This is a genomic window from Citrobacter sp. wls710, assembly GCF_005281115.1.
Classification (GTDB): domain Bacteria; phylum Pseudomonadota; class Gammaproteobacteria; order Enterobacterales; family Enterobacteriaceae; genus Citrobacter; species Citrobacter werkmanii.
Genome location: NZ_SZXD01000003.1, coordinates 1 through 25,367, shown reverse-complemented (window position 1 = coordinate 25,367; position 25,367 = coordinate 1). Strand labels below are relative to the sequence as shown.

The 25,367-nt window shown below is 48.4% G+C and carries 29 protein-coding genes, 3 tRNA genes and 2 pseudogenes; 15 read left to right on the top strand and 19 right to left on the bottom strand.

Annotated features, from left to right (window positions below; translation table 11 throughout):
• Positions 1-143 precede the first annotated feature (143 nt).
• The 4 genes from araH to FDX14_RS01150 all read right to left on the bottom strand — a co-directional run bounded on the left by araH (position 144) and on the right by FDX14_RS01150 (position 4,640).
• Complete coding sequence (gene araH / locus FDX14_RS01165; RefSeq protein WP_061381090.1) at positions 144-1,130, bottom strand: L-arabinose ABC transporter permease AraH; 987 nt, start codon at positions 1,128-1,130, stop codon at positions 144-146.
• Positions 1,131-1,144: 14 nt separating this feature from the next.
• Positions 1,145-2,659: an arabinose ABC transporter ATP-binding protein AraG gene (gene araG, locus FDX14_RS01160; protein WP_038641495.1), complete on the bottom strand. Its 1,515-nt coding sequence runs from the start codon at positions 2,657-2,659 to the stop codon at positions 1,145-1,147.
• A gap of 115 nt (positions 2,660-2,774) precedes the next feature.
• A complete protein-coding gene (locus FDX14_RS01155; RefSeq protein ID WP_042307751.1) occupies positions 2,775-3,764 on the bottom strand; it encodes an arabinose ABC transporter substrate-binding protein in 990 nt (329 codons plus the stop codon).
• A gap of 318 nt (positions 3,765-4,082) precedes the next feature.
• Positions 4,083-4,640: a DJ-1/PfpI family protein gene (locus tag FDX14_RS01150; protein WP_137348884.1), complete on the bottom strand. Its 558-nt coding sequence runs from the start codon at positions 4,638-4,640 to the stop codon at positions 4,083-4,085.
• Positions 4,641-5,196: 556 nt separating this feature from the next.
• On the opposite strand from FDX14_RS01150, the gene FDX14_RS01145 reads away from it, so the two are divergent.
• Entirely contained in the window at positions 5,197-5,700 is a 504-nt protein-coding gene (locus tag FDX14_RS01145) for a non-heme ferritin-like protein (RefSeq protein WP_038641501.1), read from the top strand.
• A 137-nt stretch (positions 5,701-5,837) separates the two neighbouring features.
• Here FDX14_RS01145 and FDX14_RS01140 read toward each other — a convergent pair whose 3' ends face one another.
• Positions 5,838-6,089, bottom strand: coding sequence for a DUF2766 family protein (locus tag FDX14_RS01140; protein ID WP_005127709.1), 252 nt, complete (start codon positions 6,087-6,089; stop codon positions 5,838-5,840).
• Positions 6,090-6,217: 128 nt separating this feature from the next.
• Between FDX14_RS01140 and FDX14_RS01135 the strand changes: the two genes are divergently transcribed.
• Complete coding sequence (locus FDX14_RS01135; protein WP_079223696.1) at positions 6,218-7,639, top strand: MFS transporter; 1,422 nt, start codon at positions 6,218-6,220, stop codon at positions 7,637-7,639.
• Between the two features lie 33 nt (positions 7,640-7,672).
• On the opposite strand, the gene FDX14_RS01130 is transcribed toward FDX14_RS01135, so the two are convergent.
• Positions 7,673-8,311: an RpiB/LacA/LacB family sugar-phosphate isomerase gene (locus FDX14_RS01130; RefSeq protein ID WP_061381085.1), complete on the bottom strand. Its 639-nt coding sequence runs from the start codon at positions 8,309-8,311 to the stop codon at positions 7,673-7,675.
• A 267-nt stretch (positions 8,312-8,578) separates the two neighbouring features.
• On the opposite strand from FDX14_RS01130, the gene yecR reads away from it, so the two are divergent.
• Positions 8,579-8,914 (top strand): YecR family lipoprotein, encoded by a 336-nt coding sequence (gene yecR / locus FDX14_RS01125; protein ID WP_042307742.1) that lies wholly within the window; start codon positions 8,579-8,581, stop codon positions 8,912-8,914.
• A gap of 192 nt (positions 8,915-9,106) precedes the next feature.
• Positions 9,107-9,604: a non-heme ferritin gene (gene ftnA, locus FDX14_RS01120; RefSeq protein WP_042307740.1), complete on the top strand. Its 498-nt coding sequence runs from the start codon at positions 9,107-9,109 to the stop codon at positions 9,602-9,604.
• Between the two features lie 45 nt (positions 9,605-9,649).
• Here ftnA and FDX14_RS01115 read toward each other — a convergent pair whose 3' ends face one another.
• Positions 9,650-9,889, bottom strand: coding sequence for a YecH family metal-binding protein (locus FDX14_RS01115; RefSeq protein ID WP_042307738.1), 240 nt, complete (start codon positions 9,887-9,889; stop codon positions 9,650-9,652).
• A 226-nt stretch (positions 9,890-10,115) separates the two neighbouring features.
• Between FDX14_RS01115 and tyrP the strand changes: the two genes are divergently transcribed.
• The gene (tyrP, locus tag FDX14_RS01110; RefSeq protein WP_137348883.1) at positions 10,116-11,327 is read left to right on the top strand and encodes a tyrosine transporter TyrP; all 1,212 of its coding nucleotides are present in this window, start codon (positions 10,116-10,118) and stop codon (positions 11,325-11,327) included.
• Between the two features lie 27 nt (positions 11,328-11,354).
• Here the strand turns inward: tyrP and FDX14_RS01105 are convergent, their stop codons facing one another.
• The 5 genes from FDX14_RS01105 to FDX14_RS01085 all read right to left on the bottom strand — a co-directional run bounded on the left by FDX14_RS01105 (position 11,355) and on the right by FDX14_RS01085 (position 14,660).
• On the bottom strand, positions 11,355-12,020 hold the full coding sequence (locus FDX14_RS01105; protein ID WP_042307734.1) for a YecA/YgfB family protein: 666 nt from the start codon (positions 12,018-12,020) through the stop codon (positions 11,355-11,357).
• Positions 12,021-12,228: 208 nt separating this feature from the next.
• Positions 12,229-12,510 (bottom strand): heavy-metal-associated domain-containing protein, encoded by a 282-nt coding sequence (locus tag FDX14_RS01100; protein WP_061381081.1) that lies wholly within the window; start codon positions 12,508-12,510, stop codon positions 12,229-12,231.
• On the bottom strand, positions 12,507-12,863 hold the full coding sequence (locus tag FDX14_RS01095; RefSeq protein ID WP_137348882.1) for a mercuric transporter MerT family protein: 357 nt from the start codon (positions 12,861-12,863) through the stop codon (positions 12,507-12,509). The genes FDX14_RS01100 and FDX14_RS01095 overlap by 4 nt, the downstream gene beginning before the upstream one ends.
• Positions 12,841-13,983, bottom strand: coding sequence for a transglutaminase-like domain-containing protein (locus tag FDX14_RS01090; protein WP_137348881.1), 1,143 nt, complete (start codon positions 13,981-13,983; stop codon positions 12,841-12,843). Before FDX14_RS01090 ends, FDX14_RS01095 begins: the two co-directional genes overlap by 23 nt.
• Before the next feature lie 206 nt (positions 13,984-14,189).
• Positions 14,190-14,660, bottom strand: coding sequence for an SRPBCC family protein (locus FDX14_RS01085; protein ID WP_061381078.1), 471 nt, complete (start codon positions 14,658-14,660; stop codon positions 14,190-14,192).
• Between the two features lie 325 nt (positions 14,661-14,985).
• On the opposite strand from FDX14_RS01085, the gene FDX14_RS01075 reads away from it, so the two are divergent.
• From FDX14_RS01075 to FDX14_RS01040, 8 genes and pseudogenes are all read left to right on the top strand, one after another.
• Positions 14,986-15,330 carry a hypothetical protein gene (locus FDX14_RS01075; protein WP_137348880.1) on the top strand — a complete coding sequence of 115 codons (345 nt, stop codon included), beginning with the start codon at positions 14,986-14,988 and terminating at the stop codon, positions 15,328-15,330.
• Between the two features lie 373 nt (positions 15,331-15,703).
• The gene (locus tag FDX14_RS01070; RefSeq protein ID WP_061381076.1) at positions 15,704-15,973 is read left to right on the top strand and encodes a hypothetical protein; all 270 of its coding nucleotides are present in this window, start codon (positions 15,704-15,706) and stop codon (positions 15,971-15,973) included.
• A gap of 10 nt (positions 15,974-15,983) precedes the next feature.
• Positions 15,984-16,236 (top strand): annotated as a pseudogene (locus tag FDX14_RS01065) (DinI family protein).
• A 127-nt stretch (positions 16,237-16,363) separates the two neighbouring features.
• On the top strand, positions 16,364-17,173 hold the full coding sequence (locus tag FDX14_RS01060; RefSeq protein ID WP_252182511.1) for a glycosyltransferase family 32 protein: 810 nt from the start codon (positions 16,364-16,366) through the stop codon (positions 17,171-17,173).
• 308 nt (positions 17,174-17,481) lie between these two features.
• Positions 17,482-17,660: pseudogene (locus tag FDX14_RS01055) on the top strand (type II toxin-antitoxin system HicA family toxin).
• A 22-nt stretch (positions 17,661-17,682) separates the two neighbouring features.
• Positions 17,683-18,093: a type II toxin-antitoxin system HicB family antitoxin gene (locus FDX14_RS01050; protein ID WP_061381075.1), complete on the top strand. Its 411-nt coding sequence runs from the start codon at positions 17,683-17,685 to the stop codon at positions 18,091-18,093.
• 54 nt (positions 18,094-18,147) lie between these two features.
• Positions 18,148-19,125: a glycosyltransferase family 2 protein gene (locus FDX14_RS01045; protein WP_137348879.1), complete on the top strand. Its 978-nt coding sequence runs from the start codon at positions 18,148-18,150 to the stop codon at positions 19,123-19,125.
• A gap of 218 nt (positions 19,126-19,343) precedes the next feature.
• Positions 19,344-20,291 carry a site-specific integrase gene (locus FDX14_RS01040; RefSeq protein ID WP_061381506.1) on the top strand — a complete coding sequence of 316 codons (948 nt, stop codon included), beginning with the start codon at positions 19,344-19,346 and terminating at the stop codon, positions 20,289-20,291.
• A gap of 113 nt (positions 20,292-20,404) precedes the next feature.
• Here the strand turns inward: FDX14_RS01040 and FDX14_RS01035 are convergent.
• From FDX14_RS01035 to uvrY, 6 genes are all read right to left on the bottom strand, one after another.
• A tRNA-Leu gene (locus FDX14_RS01035) sits at positions 20,405-20,491 on the bottom strand.
• A 12-nt stretch (positions 20,492-20,503) separates the two neighbouring features.
• Positions 20,504-20,577 (bottom strand) — tRNA-Cys (locus tag FDX14_RS01030).
• A gap of 52 nt (positions 20,578-20,629) precedes the next feature.
• A tRNA-Gly gene (locus FDX14_RS01025) sits at positions 20,630-20,705 on the bottom strand.
• Positions 20,706-20,856: 151 nt separating this feature from the next.
• Positions 20,857-21,405 (bottom strand): CDP-diacylglycerol--glycerol-3-phosphate 3-phosphatidyltransferase, encoded by a 549-nt coding sequence (gene pgsA, locus FDX14_RS01020; RefSeq protein ID WP_038641531.1) that lies wholly within the window; start codon positions 21,403-21,405, stop codon positions 20,857-20,859.
• A 55-nt stretch (positions 21,406-21,460) separates the two neighbouring features.
• Entirely contained in the window at positions 21,461-23,293 is a 1,833-nt protein-coding gene (gene uvrC / locus FDX14_RS01015; protein WP_137348877.1) for an excinuclease ABC subunit UvrC, read from the bottom strand.
• A complete protein-coding gene (gene uvrY / locus FDX14_RS01010) occupies positions 23,290-23,946 on the bottom strand; it encodes a UvrY/SirA/GacA family response regulator transcription factor (RefSeq protein WP_006684079.1) in 657 nt (218 codons plus the stop codon). The genes uvrC and uvrY overlap by 4 nt, the downstream gene beginning before the upstream one ends.
• 309 nt (positions 23,947-24,255) lie before the next feature.
• On the opposite strand from uvrY, the gene FDX14_RS25350 reads away from it, so the two are divergent.
• Complete coding sequence (locus FDX14_RS25350; RefSeq protein ID WP_439709009.1) at positions 24,256-24,387, top strand: hypothetical protein; 132 nt, start codon at positions 24,256-24,258, stop codon at positions 24,385-24,387.
• A 19-nt stretch (positions 24,388-24,406) separates the two neighbouring features.
• The gene (locus FDX14_RS01005; RefSeq protein ID WP_006684077.1) at positions 24,407-24,631 is read left to right on the top strand and encodes a DUF2594 family protein; all 225 of its coding nucleotides are present in this window, start codon (positions 24,407-24,409) and stop codon (positions 24,629-24,631) included.
• A 66-nt stretch (positions 24,632-24,697) separates the two neighbouring features.
• Here the strand turns inward: FDX14_RS01005 and sdiA are convergent, their stop codons facing one another.
• On the bottom strand, positions 24,698-25,366 hold the full coding sequence (sdiA, locus tag FDX14_RS01000) for a quorum-sensing transcriptional regulator SdiA (RefSeq protein ID WP_252182510.1): 669 nt from the start codon (positions 25,364-25,366) through the stop codon (positions 24,698-24,700).
• Position 25,367 lies beyond the last annotated feature (1 nt).

Below are 25,367 nucleotides of genomic sequence, written 5' to 3'. Positions count from 1 at the left end.
CTCATCATGGTTTGTACGCCGCGCGGATCGCGCCGTATAGATGATGTATGACGGATATAAGTATAGACAGTGTGACCATGCTCGCCATTTGGTAGCGGCTGGCGATTAGCAGAAGCTAGACTGAAAAGTTAGGGCTTAAATCATCAAATGGTGCGCTTCGCTTTTTGCTTGTAACGGTCGAAGATTACCGCCGCCAGCAGGATGAGACCACGTACGACGTACTGCGCAAAAGGAGAGATGTTCAGCAGGTTCATCGCGTTCTCAACCGTCCCCAGAATCAACACCCCGGCGACCACATATGAGATTTTTCCGATGCCGCCTTTCAGCGATACGCCCCCTAAAACACATGCAGAAATCACGATCAGCTCATAACCAATTGAGGTCATTGGCTGGCCGCTGGTCATACGCGATGCGAGGATAATTCCCGCAATTGCAGATACCAGACCGGAAAGAATAAAGATAATAATCTTGGTGCGAACAACCGGAACCCCGGCCAGGCGCGCAGCCTCCTCATTACCACCAATAGCCAGCGTGTTACGACCAAACGTGGTTTTATTCAACAGTAAGCCAAATACGATGAAACAAACGATCGTTATCCAGATAGGTGCCGGCAGCCCAAACCAGTTAGCATAGCCAAGGGTGAAGAATCGCTCGTCTTCAATCCCGACCGCCTTACCGTCAGAGATAATGTAGGCCAGACCGCGGACAATCTGCATCGTCGCCAGAGTGGTGATCAGGGCGTTAATTTTTAAACGCGCAATCACAAACCCATTAACCAGACCACAGAGAATACCGAGCAGCAGCCCGGCAGCCACGCCAATCCACAGGCTTTCAGTCATGTTAATGACCACGGCAGTCGTGACCCCGGCGCAGGCAATCACGGACGCAACTGACAGGTCGAAGTCACCGGATGCCAGACAAAAGAGCATCCCACACGCGACCATACCCGACATCGATACCGCCAGCCCCAGCCCCTTCATGTTGATAAAGGTGGCAAAGTTTGGCACGAAGATGGCACACACCAGGAACAGCACGGCGAACACCACCAGCATCCCGTATTGATCCCAAATGCGGCCAAGATTTAGCGCCGACTTCGCAGCACCTGAACCCGATGTAGAAACGGAAGACATCATACTCTCCTTATTCAGGCCACAGCCTGGCTGACTTTAGGCATTGCAAGGCTCAACGCCTGGCGTTCATCCGCCTGTTCATGAAGTAACTCACCGGCAATCTCGCCTTCCCTCATCACCACGATACGATCGGCGACACCGAGAACTTCTGGCAGGTCACTGGATGCAAACAGCACGGCCACGCCGCGCGCCGCGAGGGCATAAATCACGTTATAAATTTCATGCTTGGCGCCCACATCAATGCCGCGGGTAGGTTCATCCAGCAAAATCACTTTCATCTCTTCCGATAACCACCGGCCAAGAATAGCCTTCTGTTGATTACCGCCAGAGAGGTTCATGATCAGTTGCTCCGCCCCCGGTGTTTTGATGTTGAGCGAACGAATATGGTGATCGGCATTGGTTTCTTCCCAGCCGTTATTGATCACGCATCCGCCCAAGACATGTTTACGACGCGCGCTAATGTTGATGTTGTTACGCACCGAATGAACCGGAATAATCCCTTCGGCTTTGCGATCCTCCGGACACAGCATCATCCCTGCTTCAATGGCGTGGCTCGGTTTGCGGATATCAATTGGCTGTTCATCAATAAACACCTGGCCTGCGGTGATACGCGTGCCGCCAAACAATCCTTTCATTAATTCGCTACGTCCGGCGCCCACCAACCCAAACAGTCCGACGATTTCACCGCTACGCACTGATAAACTGATCGGCGTCCGCACGCCGGGGGCTTTGACCTCATGCAAACGCAGACGCTCTGCGCCATAAGGCCTGGATTTCCAGCCATAAATATCACCCAGGTCACGCCCCACCATCGCCTGCACCAGCGCGTCGTGATCAACCTGCTGCATGTCCGTAAACGTTTTAACGTAATGCCCATCTTTAAATACGGTAATGGCATCGCTAAGGGCAAAAATCTCTTCCATACGGTGCGAGACATACAGAATGATGCGCCCTTCGTTGCGCAGCTCACGGATAACGCGAAACAGATTCTCAATCTCGCGTGCCGACAGGGAACTGGTCGGTTCATCAAAAGCGATAATTTTGGCGTTACGCGCCAACGCTTTTGCAATCTCCACCATCTGCCATTGACCAATGGAGAGGTATTTCAATGGCGTATCGGGATCGATATCCATGCCCAGATGCTTAAGCTGTAGCCCCGCTTCATAGTTCAACAGCGAGCGGTTCACAATGCCGCCTTTATGCGGCAGTTGCCCTAAATAGATATTTTCGGCAACGGTCATCTCCGGGACGAGATGCAGTTCCTGGTAAATAATGGCGACACCGGCGTTCAACGCGGCTGTGGTATCCGCAAACGAAACTTCTTGACCGCGGATTGCCAGAGATCCCGTCGTTGGCGCATAGTTACCGCTGAGAATTTTTAAGAGTGTTGATTTTCCGGCGCCATTTTCGCCCATCAGCGCATGCACCTGACCGGCATAGCAATCGAAACTGATATCCGTAAGCGCTTTAACGCCGGGGAACGTTTTGCCAATGCCGCGAAATGAGAGATACGGGGTAGACTGTTGCATAACGTCTCCGTGATTCAGATCTTTATACCGGATGGCGGCTTTGCCTTATCCGGCCTACTGAGTACGTAATTCGTAGGCCGGATCAGACGCTTTGGCGACGCATCCGGCATTGATGTTACTTACCGCCTAAACCTTTCTTCGCCAGTTCTTCTTTGAAGTTATCGCGGGTAATCAGCACCACATCCGTCACTTCAGTAAACGCCGGTGGCTCTGCACCTTTCGTCACCCAGTTGTAGAGCATTTGGCTTGATTTATAGCCGTGAACGTCCGGGCTTGGCAGCAGTGAACCATAGAACCCGGTCGCTTCGCCTTTGGAGAGTTCACTCACCGCGTCAACGCCGTTAATACCGATACCAATCACGTTTGGCGCTTTAAAGCCCTGCCCTTCGGTCGCACGCACGCCGCCCAGTACGGTGTTATCGTTCATGCCAACAATCAGCCAGTGTTTAACTTCAGGATGCTGAACAAGCATGGAGTTGGCGGCGTCGAATGCGCCGGGGATATCATTCGATTTGGTTGGGACCTGGTAGATCTGTTTTTCCGGGAAGCCTGCAGCTTTAAGCGCTTCCATTGAACCCGAAGTACGGCGACGCGCGGTATCCAGTTCGTTCGCAGTAATGGCCATTACCGCGGTAGATTTCACATCCCAACCGCGCTTTTGCATCTCCTTGTACAGTTCCTGGCCCTGGCGTTCACCAATTTTTGTTGCCGCCATCATTACCAGCGGCACGGTATCCATCGGTTTTCCTTTCGCGTTGGCAAACTGGTCATCGACGGCAATGACTTTCATATCGTAGCCGCGCGCCTTCGCCATAATGGCAGGCCCGAGTTTGGGATCCGGCGTACAAATCACAAACCCTTTCGCGCCACTGGCAGCCAGGCTGTCAATCGCGTTAAGGGTTTTCTCACCATCCGGGACGGCGATTTTAATCACCTCAAAACCAAGGTCTTTACCGGCCTTATCGGCAAATTTCCATTCCGTCTGGAACCACGGTTCTTCCGGTTGTTTGACAAGGAAACCGAGCTTCATGGACTCAGCGATAGCGGATTGTGACATAATGGCAGCCAGGCCGATGGCAGCCAGCGCTTTAGTGAATTTGTGCATGGTCAACTCCAGCTTTAACGTTCTTTTATGTAGGGTAAAATCAGACGATTTTTTGTAATTCGGACATAAAACAAGGCATTACCTTTTATTGATAAGATCAATGCCAGTGCTGGGAGTATTTTTAGCGGGAAATTGATTCTCCATAAGAGAGCGGCATCACACCACAGAATTACAGTAATTGCGTACATAAATTCAGCGAGAAATGACATAAAAAAACGCGATTTTGACGAAGAAGAAAAAGAGAAATAGCAGATTAGTCCATAACATCAGTCAGCAAATCCTTGTCCCCGAATGCTCAAGCATTCGGGAGAACAATGTTTACCATGGGTAATAAATGTGGTCGGCGTGATCGCGAACCGGAATATCATCTCCCAACAGACGAGCCGAAAGCGTAAACGCAAAATCAAAAATATGCCCTAATCCTTTGCCGCTAATAAGATTGCCATCCTCGACAACGGGCGCATCGATATATTCCCCATCCGTGACGTTTTGCCACAAATCTCCCGAGCACACGTAGCGACGCCCCTTTAGCAGACCGTTGCCACCCAGCACGCGCGCGGCCGCAGAGCACACCGGACAAATAAGTTTTCCCGCCTCATCATGGCGGGTGACTAACTGGATGACTGCCTCGCTGGCGGCAAGATTAACGCTACCTTGCGGCCCCCCAGGCAACACGACGGCATCGTAGAGATGCGCCTGACGCGCGGCCAACGTGCTGTCGGTCACCATCGGCACGTCATGATAGCTCACCACCGCACGTGACTCTGCGCAGGCCAGTGTTTCGACTTCGATATTCAGGCGACGCAGAATATCAATAGTAACTATCGCTTCCGCCTCTTCAAAACCGGGCGCCAGCAGCACCGCAACCTTTTTCATTTGTAATCCCTCGCTTTATCCACATAGAGCCAAACAATCAATGCTGAATCGTACAGGCCATTAAAGTTATTAATTTCGGCAAAAATGATCTGGCGCAAAAAATTAGCCATCTGGCAACTTTCAATTACCTCGCCAGTCGTGAAGTTTCTACAACCAGAGCGGGTCGAAAATCACCATAGACAAGACGATAACCGAGCGTTAAATTTTATTTTGTGATATGAAACACCATTTCATAAATGAAATTAAGATTTAACTTCATACATATCAAATAATTACATTAACAATCCCTATATTGAGGAATAACTGCATTAAGAATATTGCTATAACAATATGTAAAAAAACATAAATACGCAGATTTAAGGATTTTCTTATTCCAGGTCACGCGCTATGCTGATTCTCGATCGGAAGCGAATATAATTCGTGATCACTAAAGGACCGGCGGAACGGATCTATTCTGCTAACAGTTTTAATTGTACGTAGATGTGAAGTGCGGCGGCAGCCCGTTGCACTGACGTTAGTAACGTACACTCTCCTTTCTGGAAATAAGGATATTGATATGGCTGCTGTTGGAATTGTTCATAAACTCAACACACAAATGAATCTTGAGTTCTACGCATCGAATCTTTACCTGCACCTTAGCGAGTGGTGCTACGAACATAGCCTGACAGGCACCGCAACGTTTCTACGCACGCAGGCGCAGGGTAACGTAACTCAAATGATGCGTATGTTTAATTTTATGAAAAGCGCCGGGGCTAACCCCATCGTCAAGGCCATCGATGTTCCGGGTGATGAACTGACTTCCCTGGAAGAACTGTTTCAGAAAACACTGGATGAGTACCAACAGCGTTCGAGTAAGCTATCACGCTTAACCAATGAAGCAGAAGCATTGAACGATGAGCCAACCGTTGATTTTCTCCACGATCTGGAAAAAGAACAGCAACAGGATGGCGTGCTGTTACAAACCATTCTTGATGAAGTTCGCAGCGCGAAACGCGCGGGACTGTGCATGGCGCAAACCGATAAACATCTGCTGAACGTCGTAAACTACCAACATCACTAATCTTCAATTTTCATAACGCTCGCCGGATAGTCATGCCGTGTATCTTATCCGGCGAGCGCTCAATGATCTCTACGCTCGCGCCTCTCATTCTCAGAGACACAAAAAAGCCTTTCTAAAACCTGAAACAACGGTTTATTTTAGTGAGACTCATTCTGCGGCGTGAATTTCAACTCGATCAAGGCAACCGCTTTTTGGATTGCGCGCATAGTTACCGGATCGGCCCCCGCAGGGTGACTGGAAAAGTCGATGCTTTTCAGCTGGCTGGACATTTTTTCCCGAACTTCTACCGGGGCAATAACATCAATGACATCCAGAATTTGTTTGATTACTAACTGACAGGCAACAACGTCCGAGAGCAGTTCCTGATCGGCATTCAGTGTTTGGGACATAATGAGCTCCTTATAGAAAGGTCGTCATAGTACCCATTCAGCGATCGAAACGATAGCGGTGTACGCATAGCGGATACGCTGAAAATAAAAATAGTTCCAGTCAGTTTCTTTTGAGATGGCAAGCACAAATGAGTGAACATTTAGCGGTTGAGAATAAACGCGGTCTCTCCCCAGCGGCATTACTTGTTGCCGGCGCTTTCTTTATGGAGTTTATTGACGGCACGGTGATCGCCACCGCCCTACCCGACATGGCCAAAAGCTTTGGCGTACAGGCGGTTGACCTCAACATTGGTATCAGCGCCTACCTGATCACCCTCGCCGTACTTATCCCCGCCAGCGGCTGGATTGCGGACCGCTTCGGTGCCAGAAAAGTATTTACCCTCGCACTGGCGATATTTACCCTCGCCTCAATCTTATGCGGTTTGTCCACCCGTCTTGAGAGCTTTGTCGCCATGCGAATCTTACAGGGCGTGGGCGGCGCGCTAATGGTTCCAGTTGGGCGCCTTGCGGTACTACGCACCACACCAAAACATCAGTTAATCACCGCTATTGCGACCCTGACCTGGCCCGCGTTAGTCGCGCCCATCATCGGTCCGCCGCTTGGGGGATTCATCACCAGCTATGCCAACTGGCGCTGGATCTTTTTCATTAACGTCCCACTGGGAATACTGGCGATAGCGCTGGCGCTACGTTTTATTCCGGATATTCATGACGACGAGCGCCGTCCGTTTGATATAACGGGTTTTGTCGCCACCTCTGTTGCCATGGTGAGCCTGGTGTATGCCATGGAATTACTGGGAACCCAGCAGCCGCAGGGTTGGCTAACTGCCGGACTTCTCACGCTGGGAATAGCGACTTTCCTGTTTGCCCTACGCCATTTTCGTCGCGCCGCCTGGCCAATGATTCGTCTCGATGCCATGAGTGTCCCAACTTTTCGCGTCACGATGTACGGCGGGTCGCTGTTTCGCGCTTCTATCAGCGCCGTACCATTTCTGCTGCCGTTAATGTTTCAGGTAGGCTTTGGCATGAACGCTTTTCACGCAGGTTCGCTGGTCCTGGCAGTGTTTGTGGGCAATCTGACGATAAAACCTGCCACCACACCGTTAATACGCTGGCTGGGCTTTAAAAAATTGCTGCTGATCAACGGGGCGCTCAACGTCCTGGCGCTGCTGGCCTGTGCATTGATAACGCCGCAAACTCCCGTGTGGGTTATTTTGCTGGTACTGTATCTGGGCGGCGTATTCCGTTCAATCCAGTTTACCGGCGTCAGTACGCTTGCCTTTGCGGACGTCCCCGCGCCACAAATGAGCTACGCCAATACGCTGTTCAGTACGGCAACACAGTTAGCTGTGGGATTGGGGATTTCATTAGCCGCTATTGGGATCCGTATCGGCGATGAAGTCAGTGAATGGCTGGCACTGGGCAATATTCCGGGGATCAGCTTCCGTCTGGCCTTTGTGGTTATCGCCATAATTTGTCTGATAGGTATGGTCGATACGCTGCGGCTTACCCGTGATGCGGGAAGCGCAGTCTCTGATAAGAACAGATAGCCCGGCAGGTGAACAGCGCCGGGCCAGCAGGATTTAGCCAATAATCTCGCGCACGAACGCTTCGATAGACTTGTCCTGGCAGTTATCGAAGAAGCATTGCTGGAAGCGTGGACCCGACACGGCGGTTTTCACCAGTTCAGGATCGATAGCGCGCAGTGTATCCAGATAATTCTCTTTTACCACTGCCGCTTTCACCTGATTCAGAATACCGGCGTTACGCACCTGCGGTTCTTTACGTTCCGGTGGGTAACCTTCCCCGGTACGGCCAGTAAACGCTTTTTCAAACATATAGCGCACATTCAGCTCGGCGCCCCAGCCAAAACCTTTGGCGAAGGCCAGTGAAAGCGCGTTACCGTTGTTGATCTGAGAAAACAAGAATGCGTCCGCCGGATCAAGGCAGTACCCACACACCACTCCCGGATGGATATTCAGTGACATCATTGCGCCCTGACCCGTACCGCAGCCCGTGACCACAAAATCCACGGCTTTGGAATTAAGCAGAATGCTGGCCATAATACCTAAATGAATGTAGGTCAGATGATGGTCATTTTCATCGCTCATACCGACGTTAAAAACGGGAAAACCTTTCTCATCCGCAACGGCTTTAAGCTCGTTATGAATGATGGCGTTTTTGCTTGCCTGACTGTTTTCCATCATCAATGCAATTTTCATTCTGTCATCTCCTGAATGCGTAGCGGGGACTGCTGAAAGTCATAACATTCAGGCCACATTACTATTTTGCAAACTCACTTTCAAATTTAATGAACTTTTGTTTTATAAATTAATGGAGTGCTCACATTTTTCCCTCAGCAGCCCAGAATAGCCTCAAGAACCAGACGTCGTTGCGATTAATCGCAGGTGATTTTCAGGCTATTCAAGCCATTGATACGTCAACACGTATGCCATGATAGCCTATCTCCGAACTTTCAGAGCGATCACATGAAGACCTTTATCCTTGCCCTTTTGCCGCTCGTGCTGACAGGATGCACTATTACCAAACAGGCGCAGGTCAGCGAAGCCAGCGCTATCACCGGTGTGGTTCGACTGACCTACAACCAGGCCATGTTGCAAACGGCACGAACCGATGACTACGTAACCCAGGGAACAGCCACCAAAGAGTGCCAGCGTATGGGCTACGCCAGCGCCGCAGCATTTGGTCAACCGGTGTCAACCTGTAGCGTATATGCCGGTTCTTTGTGTTTGAATACCAAAATTACGCTCGCCTGGCAGTGTCACGGCGTCGCGGTATCTCAAGCGCCCTCATTCAATTATTAATATTTCGACCAGCATTTTTTTGCTGGTCATTAGTTACTTCGTTATTTATATCCTCCGCTTAATAGCGTTAATGCGTTTTATTCCCATTCGTATTTTTAATAAATAAATTTATTATTTTACCTTTTGCAAATAATTAAATAACAAATTATAGTGGCGCCACGTAATATATAATAACGTTTGTGGAGCAGAACCATGCTGAAAACAGAAATGATCGACCAACTGAATGAGCAAATGAATCTTGAGTTATATTCATCTCTGCTCTACCAACAGATGAGCGCGTGGTGCAGCTATCACAGCTTCGAAGGTGCTGCCGCGTTTCTGCGCCGTCACGCCCAGGAAGAGATGACGCATATGCAGCGTCTGTTCGACTACCTGACTGACACCGGTAGCTTACCGCGTATTAATGCCGTCTCTTCCCCTTTCGCTGAATATGCTTCTCTGGACGAACTGTTCCGTGTGACTTACGAACATGAACAGCTGATCACGCAGAAAATTAATGAACTGGCACACGCGGCAATGACCCACCAGGATTATCCGACGTTTAATTTCCTGCAGTGGTATGTTGCTGAGCAGCATGAAGAAGAGAAATTATTTAAATCTGTTATTGATAAGCTATCACTGGCAGGAAAAAGCGGTGAAGGTCTTTATTTCATCGACAAAGAGCTGGCTACGCTCGATACACAGAATTAATTCTGTTAGATAACGGTGGTGAGTTGCCACCGTTATTCGATAATCTTAATGGCGGCAGATCTTGCTTTCGTGCGTAGAGAAGCCGTCTTCTTTTGCAATAAACTTCCCCTTCGCCGCTAAAAATGCCACCAGCTCGGCCGCCGTCATACCTTGCGCAGAACAGGTGTGAAAACGTGCGTGCTCGCCAAAACGTGCCGTAATTGCCGCTTCAAGACTGCCATTTGAATACTGCTCGCCAGATTCAATCATCATATTGAGCACTTCATGACCGTGAATAGATTCCATACTACCTCCTCAATAAAGGGCATAGCCTAATGTGAACCGCAGGGCGCTGCTTTGCGCTAACACAGGTTTACCAGCAGATAAATGTTATTTCGCATGCATCTTAAAATATCAAACAATCGTAAAGTTTAATGTACACGTATTGTAACGGTGATTTGACGAAAATAACGTTTTGCCTTAACCTGCGCCGCAGATATAACCGTTGATTATCTCCGGGACAGAGGAAAGCGTGAAAAACAGAACCCTGGGTAGTATTTTTATCGTGGCGGGAACCACGATTGGTGCCGGAATGTTGGCAATGCCGCTGGCTGCGGCAGGCGTGGGGTTTAGCGTCACGCTGGTATTATTAGTCAGTCTTTGGGCGTTGATGTGCTACACCGCGCTGTTGCTGCTTGAAGTGTATCAACACGTACCGGCTGACACCGGGCTGGGTACCCTGGCGAAACGTTATCTTGGTCGTTACGGACAATGGGTAACGGGCTTTAGCATGATGTTTTTGATGTACGCGCTGACAGCGGCGTATATCAGTGGCGCAGGAGAACTGCTGGCCTCCAGCATAAGCGACTGGACCGGGACAGCTATCTCTCCAACCACAGGTGTGCTGCTGTTCACCTTTGTTGCCGGTGGTGTGGTTTGCGTTGGGACGTCGCTGGTCGATCTGTTCAACCGTCTGTTGTTCAGTGCCAAGATAATTTTCCTGGTGGCGATGCTGGCCCTGTTAATGCCGCATATCCATAAAGTGAATCTGCTTACGCTGCCGCTTCAGCAAGGGCTTGCGCTGTCCGCGATCCCGGTTATCTTCACATCGTTCGGTTTTCACGGCAGCGTTCCGAGTATCGTCAGCTATATGAACGGTAACATCCGTAAACTGCGCTGGGTATTTATCACCGGTAGCGCCATTCCTCTAATCGCCTATATTTTCTGGCAACTGGCTACACTTGGCAGCATTAACTCATCCACGTTCATAGGACTGTTAGCCAACCATGCTGGTTTAAATGGATTGTTACAGGCATTACGTGAAGTCGTGGCGTCACCGCACGTTGAACTGGCGGTGCATTTGTTTGCCGATCTTGCGCTGGCGACCTCTTTCCTCGGCGTCGCGCTGGGATTGTTTGACTATCTGGCAGACCTTTTCCAGCGCCGAAATACCGTAGCAGGAAGGATGCAAACCGGCGTGGTGACTTTCCTGCCGCCGCTGGCATTTGCGCTGTTCTATCCACGTGGCTTCGTGATGGCGCTGGGATATGCAGGCGTTGCCCTCGCGGTACTGGCGCTGCTGATCCCCGCCATGCTGGCGTGGCAAAGCAGAAAACATAACCCGCAGGCTAACTACCGCGTGGCAGGTGGCGCACCGGCGCTGGCGCTGGTGTTTATGTGCGGAATTGTGGTGATAGCGGTACAGTTTTCCATTGCAGCAGGGTTACTCCCCGAAGTGGGTTAAACAAAAGGGGCTTTACGCCCCTTTCTGTTAATGCAGACAGCACTGCTTGTATTTTTTCCCACTGCCGCACGGGCACGGATCGTTACGTCCGACCTTGGCATCCACTTTTACCGGCACCTTCACCGGCGTTTCCTGCGGATGCGCCATCCACCAGGCATGCAGATCCAATGCTGCCAGACGGATAGCGTCCACGCTTTCCTCAAACTCTTCTGGCGTCAGTTTCTCAACCACAGCAAAGTTTTCTTCCGTACCGTGCAGCGCAATAGCCTCGAGCGCCGGTTTTAAGGTATCCGGTAATGCGGACCAGTCCGACAACGCGACGCCGCGCATATAACCAAAGCACCACTCTTCAACGATGGTCAGTTCATGCTCGTCAATTTCACGCAGACCAAACAGCGGCTCAAACTGCTCAGGATATTCGTCCAGACGATCGGCCGTATCCGCCATGTGCTGAAACGCCAGGTTCATGAAACGCGTCATTTCTTTTTCGGAGGACCAGCGCGGCACATATTGCGCGCCACCCCAAATTGCAACCAGCCACTGCTCCGGTTCAATTTCATACGGTGAACTGAGCACCGCCGTCAGCAAACCATCCAGTTCTGACACATCCAGAATAGCTTTGTCCGTATTGTACTTAGTCAGTACATCATCCAGCCATTCCAGTTCGCTCTCGTTTAATGGTCCCGTTTTCATAACGCTTTTCCTTAGTCAAAAATTCTTGCCTGTGATCATCCTACATGGCTGGAGGGATAACAGATACAAATGGGCGTGGGCGGTTTACAGCTACCGCCAGTTCAGGTTAACAGGATACGAGGGGAATTCCGGTAGTTAACGCACAAAAGAGAACACCAGGCCGCCGGGCATCATACCGGGAAAACAGAACAAAACCACCCGTAGGTGGTTATTGTTGCTCAATACGGTTAAGCGTCGCGCTATACCCGGTTTTTGCTACCGCTTTAAGGAGAGTATCGGTAGGAAAACCTTCAGGTACGATCGCTTCTGCCTGCCTTGTCTTGAGAGAGGATTTCGCCTTAATGACGCCATCAGTTTCGCGTAACGCCTGATTGACAGAAATTACGCATAACGAGCAGGTCATATTTTGTATATCAAGCACCACTTTTTGATTGGCTGCCTGACCACATAACGGCAACAATAAGCCTGCCACTAACATGAAAACCTTCATTCAAACACCTCATAAAACCAGGCAACCAGCGTTGGGTAAAATAACACTGGTAAAATCAACGCCAGCGCACACCAGTAGAGAACGCGCGCCTGTTTCAGGGTTAGCCAGCCAGAACACCACAACCGCCTGGAGAAATAGAGTCGCCAGAAAACACGCAGTAGTAATCCCAATGACAGCAGCATAAAAGGAATTCGTAAAAACTCAAACCGGGTTAAAACAGCAAAGCTCGCCGCTGAGATACCAAACAGCAGAAATAACAGCGGCCCAACACAGCATAAGCCGGCAGTGACGGCAGCCGCAGCGGCCGTCAGCAGGGTCAGTCCCGCGCCTTTAGCGTTGTTCTGTGGCGACATAGCGGTAGGAGAACGCTTTAGGATCGTAGAAATTGATCGGGTCGCCATCGACTTCGGCGTAAGGATAACCAAAGTTGTTCATAGCTCCCTGCTCTGTCGCCGGATACAGCTCGAAATCACGTCCGTAGTTGAATCCTACCCAGTTCATTTCCCAGTTACCAAACAGGTAGGCGTTGACGGCCTGGACATCGGCATCCTGGTGCGATTTTTTCTCAGCCAGACGCATTTTGGTCACGTCAGCGGGATCGCACGGTAACCAACCGTAACCTGCGAGATAGAATTCGGCGCGACAGTGTTGTCCACCGCTGACATCGGCAACGCCTGCGCTGTCGGCTTTGCCAAAGGCGCTTGTCGAGTAACGCTCGAGCTTATTGGCTTTGCCCAGACGGATGCCAAACAATTCGCGTGCGGGAATACCGCTGGCGCGTGCCAAAGCAACAAAAACGGAGCTCATATCGGTACATTTTCCCTTGAGCTTGCCACTTTTTAAGATCTCTGCCACATCACCGGTACCACAGCCAATAACGTCATTATCCCGTTCCATATGGCTGCTCACCCACTCGTAAATGAGACGCGCTTTTTTCAGCGGATCTTGCTCATTACCGGTAATTTTGCGCGCAGTTTCCAGAACCACCCCATCCACTGGCGTATGTGCCGTCGGTAACAAGTAGGGTTTTACATCCAGCGGATAAATAATCTGCTCCGGTGCTTGCCAGGTTTTTAGCGCATCCTGCTGCAACGGCTCCCAGTCGGCGGTTTCAATATCGATATCAACGTTAATCAACAATTCGCCCTGGGAGTCTGGCCAGGTGGCGAACAGCGTCTTCGCGCCATAGGCATTGTTGGTGGTGACATACGCCCGCTGATAGTTCCCGCTAAAGGCAAGGGCTGTCATTTGTTGAAACACAGTATCTACAGGTAGCGGGATCCAGAGTTTCACCACCCCGCGCGATCCCTTAGGAGGATTGAGTTTATACGTTTGTGATAAGACAAAGCGTCGACGCGCGACAGACGCGACTGTTGGCTCTGCGGCATGTACCGTCTGGCTAACAATCGTAGGGCCGACTAAACCGGCGGCGGAAAGGAGAACGCTATTTTTGAGAAATTGGCGACGTTGCATTGCTGTCTGTCCATGTTGTATGAGTTGAGCTACGGCCCATTTGGAAACCGTATGCGATCATCACAGCAGACAGACGCTGACTTAAAAAGGCGAGCAGATGGAGGTTATTCATCAATAACAGACCTGTTAACTGTGAATGAAATGAGAAACTACAAGGCCGCTATTAAGCCATTTACAGGCAAAAAAGTACAGCAGTGAGAGCGCCTTCAAAATATATGCACATTGGTTGCCAGCTTACGGGCTAGCCCTCTGGCCCCCTCGCGCATGACCATATCGTGATTCCAACGAAATACAGGTGCTGCCAGCGGGGCAAGATAATTCATCCAACGGATCGTGGTACGGACATTCCAGTCATATTTGACAATAGTCTCTTTGCCACTCGCAATAAAAGACCACACGCCTCGCCCTTCTACCGCCCCGCTGGCTTGTCCTACAAGCAGAGAGCAAGGCAGAATATTCAATACGTTGATATCAAAGGTTAAGCGATAAGGTAGAACGCCTTTCCAGGTATAACGATGCAGCGCGCCAATGCCCTGTAAATCCCCCTTCTTGATCTCAACGATGCGTTCCAGACTTACCCACCATTCCGGCCACTGATCGGGATGAGAAAAAATATCCCACACCTCCTGAATAGAAGCCTCAACCCGCCAGACCGTGGAAAAATGATACTCAGCCATAGTACAGGCTCCCTCAAGGCGTGAAGAAATTAGCGGGAAAATGGATGTTAATAACCATCGCTTCCAGAAGATCGATTTCTAATCGCTGCCCATCTGGAGCATAGCCGATCACTTTGGCAGGGAGTCCGTGATAATTATCCAGTCAGACGTCATAGCGGGGAACGCCATCAACCGCCATTGTTCCCGACCTAACCACAGACACGCGCGTCGTCTCCCCCCCTCAGACTTAGTATGGACAGCTGGCTTAAATTGTTGGTTTTCTTTTCAGTTGGGATGGCAACAAAAAGCTATACTTTAATAGCCGTACTCTTAACAGGTATTAATCATGAAACTGCCATCGGTATTTTCATGCGCCGTTCTCATATTACTGCTATTGGCGTCATCATCTGCCACTGCCAACGCGTTACAAAACCAGGCCGCAAGAGAGCAAGAGTTAAGCGCAGCACTCCGTGCCGGTAATGGCATCATCATTATTGGCGGGACGGATGATTCTGCATTCACGTTGCGGGCACGAAACCGAATCCACAGACATTTAGCGATTCAGGATGACTTTGGCGATCCCATCATGATCAATGGTTTCCAGGACCACAACGATAATCCTGCCCGTAATGGTTTTATCAACAACCCTGCACAAGGGGGCTTTATGTTTAACGCACCGATTCGTCGATAGAGTGATTATCTATAGCAAGCAAGTGTTTGAAGGCGATTTTACGTATCACGCAGGATAAAACGATGGATTGCAGGCACAAAAAAACCACCCGTAGGTGGTTTCACGACACTGCTTATTGCTTTGATTATTCTATTCTTTCCCATGGTACCCGGAATGGGACTTGAACCCACACAGCGCGAACGCCGAGGGATTTTAAATCGTGCGCTTTCTTTCTTAATATCAGTGAGATAGCGCGATTTTTCATAACATCTATTGTTAACACCATTTTTATCATTCAGTTACTTACAATAAGTGAATAGCTAATATTACGTATCCATTGACCATATCCCGATCTCGTTTACTGTATATACATCCAGCACAAAAGGATTGTTTTATGGTAACCGCAAAAGAGTCGAATGCAGGAGCAATGCCTGAGTTAACTGATTTTGCTATCAGTTACTGCGCGCTCACTGAACATGTTCTGTTACACGCCAAATTCACAGACACTATGGTTTCTGTCCCATCATGGCCGTCGGTGCAATTCCTTGATCAAACGATCTGCTTGTCCCGTAGGCAAGCTGAAAATCTCCTGCGTGAACTAAAGAAAGCCGTCGATTACATAGATGCTGGCATTGATCATCCTTCCATTAAATTCATCGACTAAAAGGTGTGTCATGTTCGTTGAACTGGTTTATGACAAGCGTAATGTTGATGGGTTGGCGGGGGCCAGAGAGATCATCTCTGGCAGAGTTGACGAAGCGAGTGCACCAGATTTTCCCTGATGCCGAAGTGAAGGTGAAGTCGGTGCAGGCGAACGCCTTGAATAGCGATGCCAGCAAAAGCGATCGGGAAAAGCTGAACCGCATGCTGGAGGATATGTTTGAAAAGGCCGATATGTGGCTGGTGAATGGAGAAGGTTTTCGCTGATGATTTCAGAGATGATCACTACGCCTATCAATGTGTGCTGGTGAGGCAACAACCCATGCAGGTGGGAAAATACCTGCACTAAAGCGCGGTTAATGGTAATATTTTTCATAACTATTATTTGATAGCAATGAAGAGGCTGACCTTGATACCAAAAAAGATTCACTATATTTGGGTAGGTAATAAACCTAAACCTCCATTTGTTTTAGAGTGTATCGCTACATGGAAAAAATTCCTCCCAGATTATGAAATTATAGAATGGAGCAATGAATGTCTGGACTCCATTAAAAATACTTACGCGATTGAAGCGTATAAAAATGAAAAATGGGCTTTTGTGTCGGACTATATAAGGCTCCACGCCTTATACCATCACGGTGGTATCTATCTGGATACAGATGTCGAGGTAACAAAAGAATTTGATAACCTGCTATCACTCGATTTTTTTAGTTGCCATGAAGTGTTTAATGGCAAAACTCTCCCTATTACATCAGCGGTACTGGGTGCTTCTAAGGGAAATGGTATTATAAAAGATTTACTGGATACATATGAAAATAAAAAATTCATAATTAAAAACACTTTTGACCTAACACCAAACACACTGCTAATCACTGAGTTCCTTGTCAAAAAATTCAATATATCCCAACCATTTTTATCTGATAACACAATTCACCTAAGAGAAAAGGAAATAATTTTCCCATCAAATTATTTCTGCGAGAGGATTGATAATAAAACAAATTATTCCATACATCACTTCTCCGGCTCCTGGTTACTATCTCATAGCAGAAAAGATAAATTAAAAATTTTCAACAGGCTGATCGTTAGTCGATTAAAGAAAAAATCAGATAAAGGAGAATTCCCTATTCTATCTAATGAAAAACTACTTTTTTCAGTTAAGCTAACGAATAAAATCTCATATTTACTCTTACTTAGAGCCCCATGATCGCTCTACTCGACCTGATGCTGTTTACAATTACAGCGATTTTCCGGAGTCATTGAACGGGTTTACGATAAGCGAAATACCGGTGGGCTGGCGAGAGCCAGAGAATTTATTCTGGTTGGAATGACAAAGCGCGTACAATCCGCAGTTGCGTCGTCTGCAAGAGTGCAACTGCGGCAATTCGCTATTCTTTGCCCTTTTTCTGTCCGCATCATCCGCCAAAAATAACCCTTATAACCCCAAAAGGTATTGACACCAGAACGTGTGAGGGTAACTATAACCCCGTCAAAACAACACCAGAGAGCCGGAGGATGGATAGCAGGAATGCAATAGCAATGATAGAAGCCGATGGGTGGTATCTGGTGAGAGTAAAAGGCAGTCATCACCAGTTCAAACACCCAACGAAGAAAGGGCTGGTAACGGTGAAACATCCGCAAAAGACATACCGCTACCAACACTGAAAAGCATCAAAAAACAGGCGGGGCTTTAAGCCCCACCTACTGGAGGTTTTAATGTTATATCCCATTGCTATTGATAAAGGCGATTCATCCTTCGGCGTTCGCGTACCGGACATTCCCGGCTGCTTTTCTGGTGGTGATAACTACCAAGACGCAATTGAGAGTGTACGTGAAGCAATCGACGCACATATAGAATTGCTGGTGGAGGATGGCGAAGTAGTACCTGAAGCTACCAGCATTGAGAACTGGCTGGACAATCCTGATTACGCAGATGTGGTATGGGCGCTGGTGGATGTGGATGTTACGCGATTGATGGGGAAAGCGGAAAAAATCAATGTTACTCTTCCCTCTTTGTTGATCCGCCGTATCGACCAGTTTGTCGCCGCACACCCTGAGTACGGTAGCCGTTCTGGATTCCTGTCCCGTGTAGCTGCTGATAAAGTGATAGGACGAGAAAAACGATAAGCCTCACAAGAGGCTTTATTTACAAAAAGTTTCAGTAAAATAAGGACATATTCAATGAGTACCCCTTTCTTGTTGAGCGTCATAATTCCTTGCTACAACTGCCAAGATTATATTTATGAATGCTTGCAATCTGTATGCAGCCAGGTTGATGATAGTGTTGAAATCATTGTAATTAATGATGGTTCGACAGATAACTCGCTTAAAGAAATAGAATCTTTTATCAAAAAATCGACTCAGACTGTCAGAGTGATATCTCAAGTAAACCAGGGGATATCCATCGCAAGAAATAATGGAATAGAGGCATCATCTGGAAAATATATAGCACTATTGGATGGCGATGACCTTTGGGCGCCGTCCTTCTGGGAGAAAATCCGCCCAGTGATAGAGAATGACGGAACCGATCTAATCGAGTTTAATATAAAATTGATTTATGAATATGATAACAAAATGAAAGTCCCATTAATAACGTCATCTAATGGACACTTTAAAATAAACTCAATAAGTGATTTACGTGAAACTTTTCTAAGAAGTCAATGGTATGCCTGGGCCAGAGTTTACAAAAAGGATTTATTTAATAAATTTAAATTCCCTGCTGGAAGGCGTTACGAAGATGTTGCACTTTTACCAAAGATATACCTTTCAGCAAAAGAAATCCATCGTATAACTGATGAACTGGTGCTCTATCGCATCAGACAGGGAAGCATAACCACCTCCACGGCAAGTATGGATGTAGATGACATAATATATGCTTTGGGTGTTTTCAAAGAATTAGCTAATGGTAAAACTAAAGATGAGATTGAAATCATATCGCCATCTGTATACATTACATACAATTTTGCAAGAAAAATCAGCAAAAGAATTCATGGCTATTGTTTTTTTAACAATACGCAAATTAATGATATAAAGAAAGCACTCAAGCCATATTTCAAAACACAAAAAATAAGCCGCCGCATTAGATTGTGCTTTATCCGTGAGTTTTGCCTTGCAAATAAATTTAGATACAAGCTAACAGAGATTGCAGGCACAAAATAGTATAGAAGAAAGCTGCCAAGCATAGGCAGCTTTCTTCCCATAGGCTGAGACATCCCCACGACAAAATTCAGTACGTAAGCATATTTTCAGTTACACGGTTAATAGGTGTTAACCGTTGGCGGGAATGGCAACGTTAATTTCATTGCTGAAAACCTCTCGCTTCCAGCCATGACAAGGCGCGTTCTTTTGAATCACTATCACCGTTAATGAGTGACTTTATGATCGATATCGCGTCTGCCTCATCGTTTGCTGAAGTAACGGTAATCCCCCTGGATACCCAGGCGCAGGTATGGACAGCCTATGAAGCGTTGCTCAATGACATAAAAGACGACAATTCATTATCAGGGCTGGTAGAAGCATTTTTCCGTTCACCTGACTTCTCTGACCTTGCGGTTGATACGCGCAATGATTACCGAAAATACTCGGTCAAAGTTCTCTCTGTATTCGGCAAGATGTTGCCGGATGCTATAAAACCGGAGCACATCAGGAAATATCTGGATAAGCGCGGCCTACGCAGCAAAACCCAGGCTAACCGGGAGAAGGCTTTTTTATCCAAGGTGTACCGCTGGGACTTTGAGCGTGGGATGGTGAAAGGCAATCCGACCAAGGGTGTAAGGCAGTTCAAAGAAGTCGCTCGCGAACGGTACATAACTGATGAAGAATACGCGGCGCTTTACAGTGTTTCCCCTGTGATTGTGCAGGTTGCTATGGAATTAGCCTACCTGTGCTGTGCCAGGCAGAAAGACGTTCTGGAGATGAAGAAAAGCCAATTCGTCTCTGACGGCATAATGATTAAACAAAGCAAGACGCACGTCACTCAAATTAAAGGCTGGTCTTCCCGCCTGGATGACGCTATTCAGTTAGCAAAAACATTACCGCTAAATCCGGGGATGAGTTCAGTTTACGTCCTCCACCAGCAATCAGGCAGTGGTTATACAAGGGATGGCTTTAACAGTCGCTGGAGAAAAGCGAGAGAGTTAGCTATAGCTACCTTCCCCAACATCGACTTTAATTTTACTTTCCATGACCTGAAGGCAAAAGGCGTGTCTGACCTGGAAGGTAGCGTCTACGAAAAACAGGCCATCACCGGACACAAAAACGTTACGCAGACAGCCCGATATGATCGCAAAGTGAATGTTGTTCCAGTGGCGGGCGCTCAAAAATAATACGGCGCATGTTCTGAAGGCATGTTCTGAAGTGAAGCAAATGTTATAAAAAAACCGCCTGAAGGGGCGGTTTCACGACACTGCTTATCATTGATTTTATTAATTTTTTCCCATGGTACCCGGAGTGGGACTTGAACCCACACAGCGCGAACGCCGAGGGATTTTAAATCCCTTGTGTCTACCGATTCCACCATCCGGGCTCGGGAAGAAATTGGAGGCGCGTTCCGGAGTCGAACCGGACTAGACGGATTTGCAATCCGCTACATAACCGCTTTGCTAACGCGCCGAAATCTTCTGGCTTTTCAGCCAGACACCCGCTATTGCCGATGTCTTTAATTTGGAGCGGGAAACGAGACTCGAACTCGCGACCCCGACCTTGGCAAGGTCGTGCTCTACCAACTGAGCTATTCCCGCATCATCAAGTAACTTTGTTAATCACTTGATTTTGTTATCGTCTGGCAATCAGTGCTGCCGTTCGATGCGTTGCATTCTACTTACCTGACGCAATGAGTCAACGATATTTTTCACCACCGACGATCGTTTGCTGAAATTTGCGCCGAAACGATCACTGTTCAAGCAAATCTCCCCATGCAGCGCTCAAATACTGGAACATTGACCACAAAGTCAGTACCGCGGCAACGAAGAAAAGTGCGATCCCGGCATACTCTACCCAGATATTTGGACGCCACAGCAGCCACGCCAGTGCAGCCATTTGCGAAGTGGTTTTCACTTTACCGATCCAGGACACTGCAACACTGCTGCGTTTGCCCAGCTCAGCCATCCATTCACGTAACGCAGAGATGATAATTTCACGCGCGATCATCGTGGCGGCAGGAAGCGTCACCCACCAGCTGTGATAGTGCTCCGTCACCAGCACCATCGCGATAGCCACCAGCACTTTATCAGCAACGGGGTCGAGGAAGGCGCCAAAACGCGTGCTTTGGTTCCAGCGACGCGCCAGATAGCCATCAAACCAGTCGGTAACCGCCGCAATACAGAAGATCAGCGCACAAACAAAGGGAGCCCAGGTGAATGGCAGATAAAACGCCAATACAAAGAATGGGATCAGGATGACGCGAAACAGCGTGAGCAACGTAGGGATATTAAATTGCATATGACGGATAACTATCTGTTGTCAGTGAAATTACCCCTATGTTGCTACAGAGGGCCTAATGTTTCAACGAGTAGAAGATCTTTTCTGCCAGAGCTTGCGAAATACCCGGCACTTTTGCAATTTCTTCAATACTTGCGTTACGAAGACCTTGCAAACCGCCCATATATTTCAACAACATCTGCCGACGCTTAGGCCCAACGCCTTCAATGGTCTCAAGCGTACTGGTACTTTTCACCTTCGCGCGTTTTTTCCGGTGTCCGCTGATCGCATGATCGTGAGATTCATCACGGATATGCTGTATCACATGCAATGCGGGCGAATCCGGCGGCAGACTAAAGCCCTCTCCTTCCGGCTCAAAGAACAACGTTTCCAGACCCGCTTTACGGTCGGCCCCTTTCGCCACCCCCAGCAAAAGTGGGTGCTGTTTATCCCAGGGAACATCCAGCTCAGCAAAAACGGCTTTCGCCTGTCCCAACTGACCTTTACCGCCATCGATCAATATAACGTCCGGAACCTTACTTTCTTCTATCGCCTTACCGTAACGCCGACGCAGAACCTGATTCATTGCCGCATAATCGTCGCCCGGCGTAATGCCGGTGATGTTGTAACGACGATACTCTGCGCGCAGCGGGCCATTGGCATCAAAAACCACGCAGGAGGCGACCGTCTGCTCGCCCATCGTATGGCTGATGTCAAAACACTCCATGCGTTTTACAGCGGGTAACTTCAGTACCGACGCCAGCGCTGTCAGACGCTGAGTAATGGTCGACTGCTGAGAAAGCCTGGTGGTTAACGCCACCGCTGCGTTGGTACGTGCCAGCTTCAGGTACCGCGCACGATCCCCGCGCGGTTTCGTCTGGACATTAATCTTCCGCCCGGCCAGTTCAGACAATGAATCCGCCAGCAGAGTTTTATCAGTAAGATTAAAATCGAGCAGGATCTCACCGGGTAAGGTACGCATCTGACTTCCCTGCAAATAAAACTGCCCGACAAAGGTTTCCACCACCTCGCCGAGTTCTGTACCACCCGGTACTTTCGGGAAATAGCTGCGACTGCCCAACACTTTACCCTGACGAATGAACAGTACGTGCACACAAGCCATGCCGGCGTCAAATGCCACGCCGATAACGTCCAGATCGTCTCCGGAATTCGAGACAAACTGTTTTTCGGTGACGCGACGTACCGCCTGAATTTGGTCACGAATACGCGCAGCCTCTTCAAATTCGAGATTTTGGCTGGCCTTTTCCATCCGGGCAATCAGTTGGGTTAATACCTGATCGTCTTTCCCGGATAAGAATAAACGGACGTACTCGACCTGCTGTGCATACTCTTCCTCACTCACCAGGCCCGCTACACAGGGACCGAGGCAACGGCCAATCTGATATTGCAGGCAGGGTCGCGAGCGATTGCGATACACGCTGTTTTCGCACTGGCGGATGGGAAAAATTTTCTGCAGCAGCGCCAGCGTTTCTCGTACGGCATAGCCGTTGGGGAACGGTCCAAAGTACTCGCCTTTGGCATGCTTAGCCCCACGATGCATCGCCAGTCGTGGGTGAGTATCGCCGCTGAGGAAAATAAAAGGATAGGATTTATCATCGCGCAGCAATACGTTATAGCGCGGCTGATACAGCTTGATGTAGTTGTGTTCAAGCAATAACGCTTCGGTTTCGGTGTGCGTCACCGTGACATCAATCTGTTGAATTTGCGCGACCAACGCTTCGGTCTTACGCGATGCGAGATTGCTACGGAAGTAACTGGAAAGCCTTTTTTTCAGGTCTTTCGCTTTCCCGACATAGATAACCGTCCCGGCGGTATCATACATACGATAAACGCCGGGCTGACTGGTTACGGTTTTCAGGAACGCTTTGGCATCAAACTGATCGGTCACTGGCTTGTTAATGTCTCCGCATTACACAGGCCATGGCGAATTGCCAGGTGAGTCAACTCGACATCGCCGTGAATGTTTAATTTACTGAACATTCGATAACGATAGCTGTTCACTGTTTTAGGACTCAGATTCAGTTGTTCTGAAATCTCATTGACCTTCTGGCCTTTGGTGATCATCAGCATAATCTGCAACTCGCGTTCAGACAAACTGGCAAACGGGGTTTCCGTTTTCTCAGGTTCAATCTGGCTGAGCGCCATCTGCTGAGCGATATCGGAGGCAATATAACGTTGCCCGGAATAAACCGAACGAATCGCACTCACAACTTCCTGGGGGGCGGCTCCCTTGCTGAGATACCCCGCGGCACCTGCCTGCATGACCTTTGCGGGTAACGGGTTCTCGGTGTGTACCGTCAGCATAATCACTTTAATATCTGCCGTTGAACGCGCAATTTTGCGGGTTGCTTCGAGACCGCCAATACCGGGCATATTCATATCCATCAGCACAACGTCCACGGAATTTGAGCGGCACCATTTCACCGCATCTTCACCGCAGCACGCTTCGCCGACAACTTTTATGCCTTTTATATCTTCCAGAATGCGTCGTATCCCTGCGCGCACCAGTTCGTGGTCATCAACAAGAAAAACGTTGATCAAAGGAATATCTCCAGAATAGGGATAACGCTACCGATAGTTAATCGGTCCTATGTTAACGGGTTTTATCTCAACTTTGAAATGTAAAAAACGTCCGACTTTCGATTTTGCTCTCGTTTTTGGAAATTAGATTGTACGACGTGTGGAAACTTGCAGGCCAGATAGCCTGCTACCACGTTTATATCTGCGTAGCTGTTTCAGAATAGTGACAAAAAATTCATATTCCTGCGCTGAATGCAAAACCGGCAGCCAAACTTGTAACAATAATTAACGAGGAAAATACTCGAAATAAACAACAAGTGGAGAAAATATATGCACTGCAACATGTTGTTTATTTTAATGTCCCTCCCCCTTTGTTTGCACAAAAAACAACCACTGATATTTTTAGCCTCGCTTATGGTATACTCCGCCGCCTTAAGATTTGACATCGCACTTTTTCATTGAAACATAACGAGGAAAATAAATGAGTACGCCTGACTTTTCCACTGCTGAGAATAACCAGGAACTGGCCAATGAAGTCACCTGCCTGAAAGCCCTGTTAACACTGATGCTGCAGGCAATGGGTCAAGCCGATGCTGGACGCGTGATTCTTAAAATGGAAAAACAGATCGCGCTGATTGAAGATCAATCACAGGCTGCGGTATTTTCCAGCACTGTTAAGCAAATTAAACAGGCCTACCGCCAGTAATAAGAAACCGGCTGAGAGCAGTGCTATCAGCCGGTTTTGCGTCTGACACTCAGAACGATAATTTATTCAGATAAGCCCGGTCGCAGCGGCGTAACACGCTATCTGCGTTTTGTTTGGCGCATTGAATTTCTTTTGCATATTCTTCTGGTGAAAATTAACGGTATTTTCAGAGATCGACAGTATTATCGCTATCTCTGAAGACGTCTTCCCCTCTGCGGTCCATTTCAATATTTCTTTTTCCCGCTTGCTAAAGCGCATCTCTGGCGTCATGACCATGTCATCTTCCAGTCGCGTCAGCACCGACAGACTTTCCCGCACCAGAAGCTGCATTCTGAGCTCCACTTCATCATTCGCAAAACGACTATTACGGATACTCGCTCGCGATACCGATAAAAACCCCAGCGCCCGATTCGGCAACATCAGGCATTGCGTCATCCCTTTGCGTAAACCGTGATTGCGTGCGGCGTCCCACAAAGGTTGGGCATCACGAAACAAGGTATCGTCCCAGGGTAAATGCCCCTGACTGAAGTTTTCAGGCTTCAGCACCGGATCAATGGCGAAATAATTCTCGGACTGATAATGCGCCACCCATGCTTTGGGATAGGTCGTATGAAGTGACGTTTTAGGACGGGTAAAGGGTACGGGATGACGAACACAGAGTGCGTAGAAATCGAACTCTAAATGCTGCGTCTGTTGTTGTAATTCATTAGACTGGCCCCCTGAATCACCAGACAAC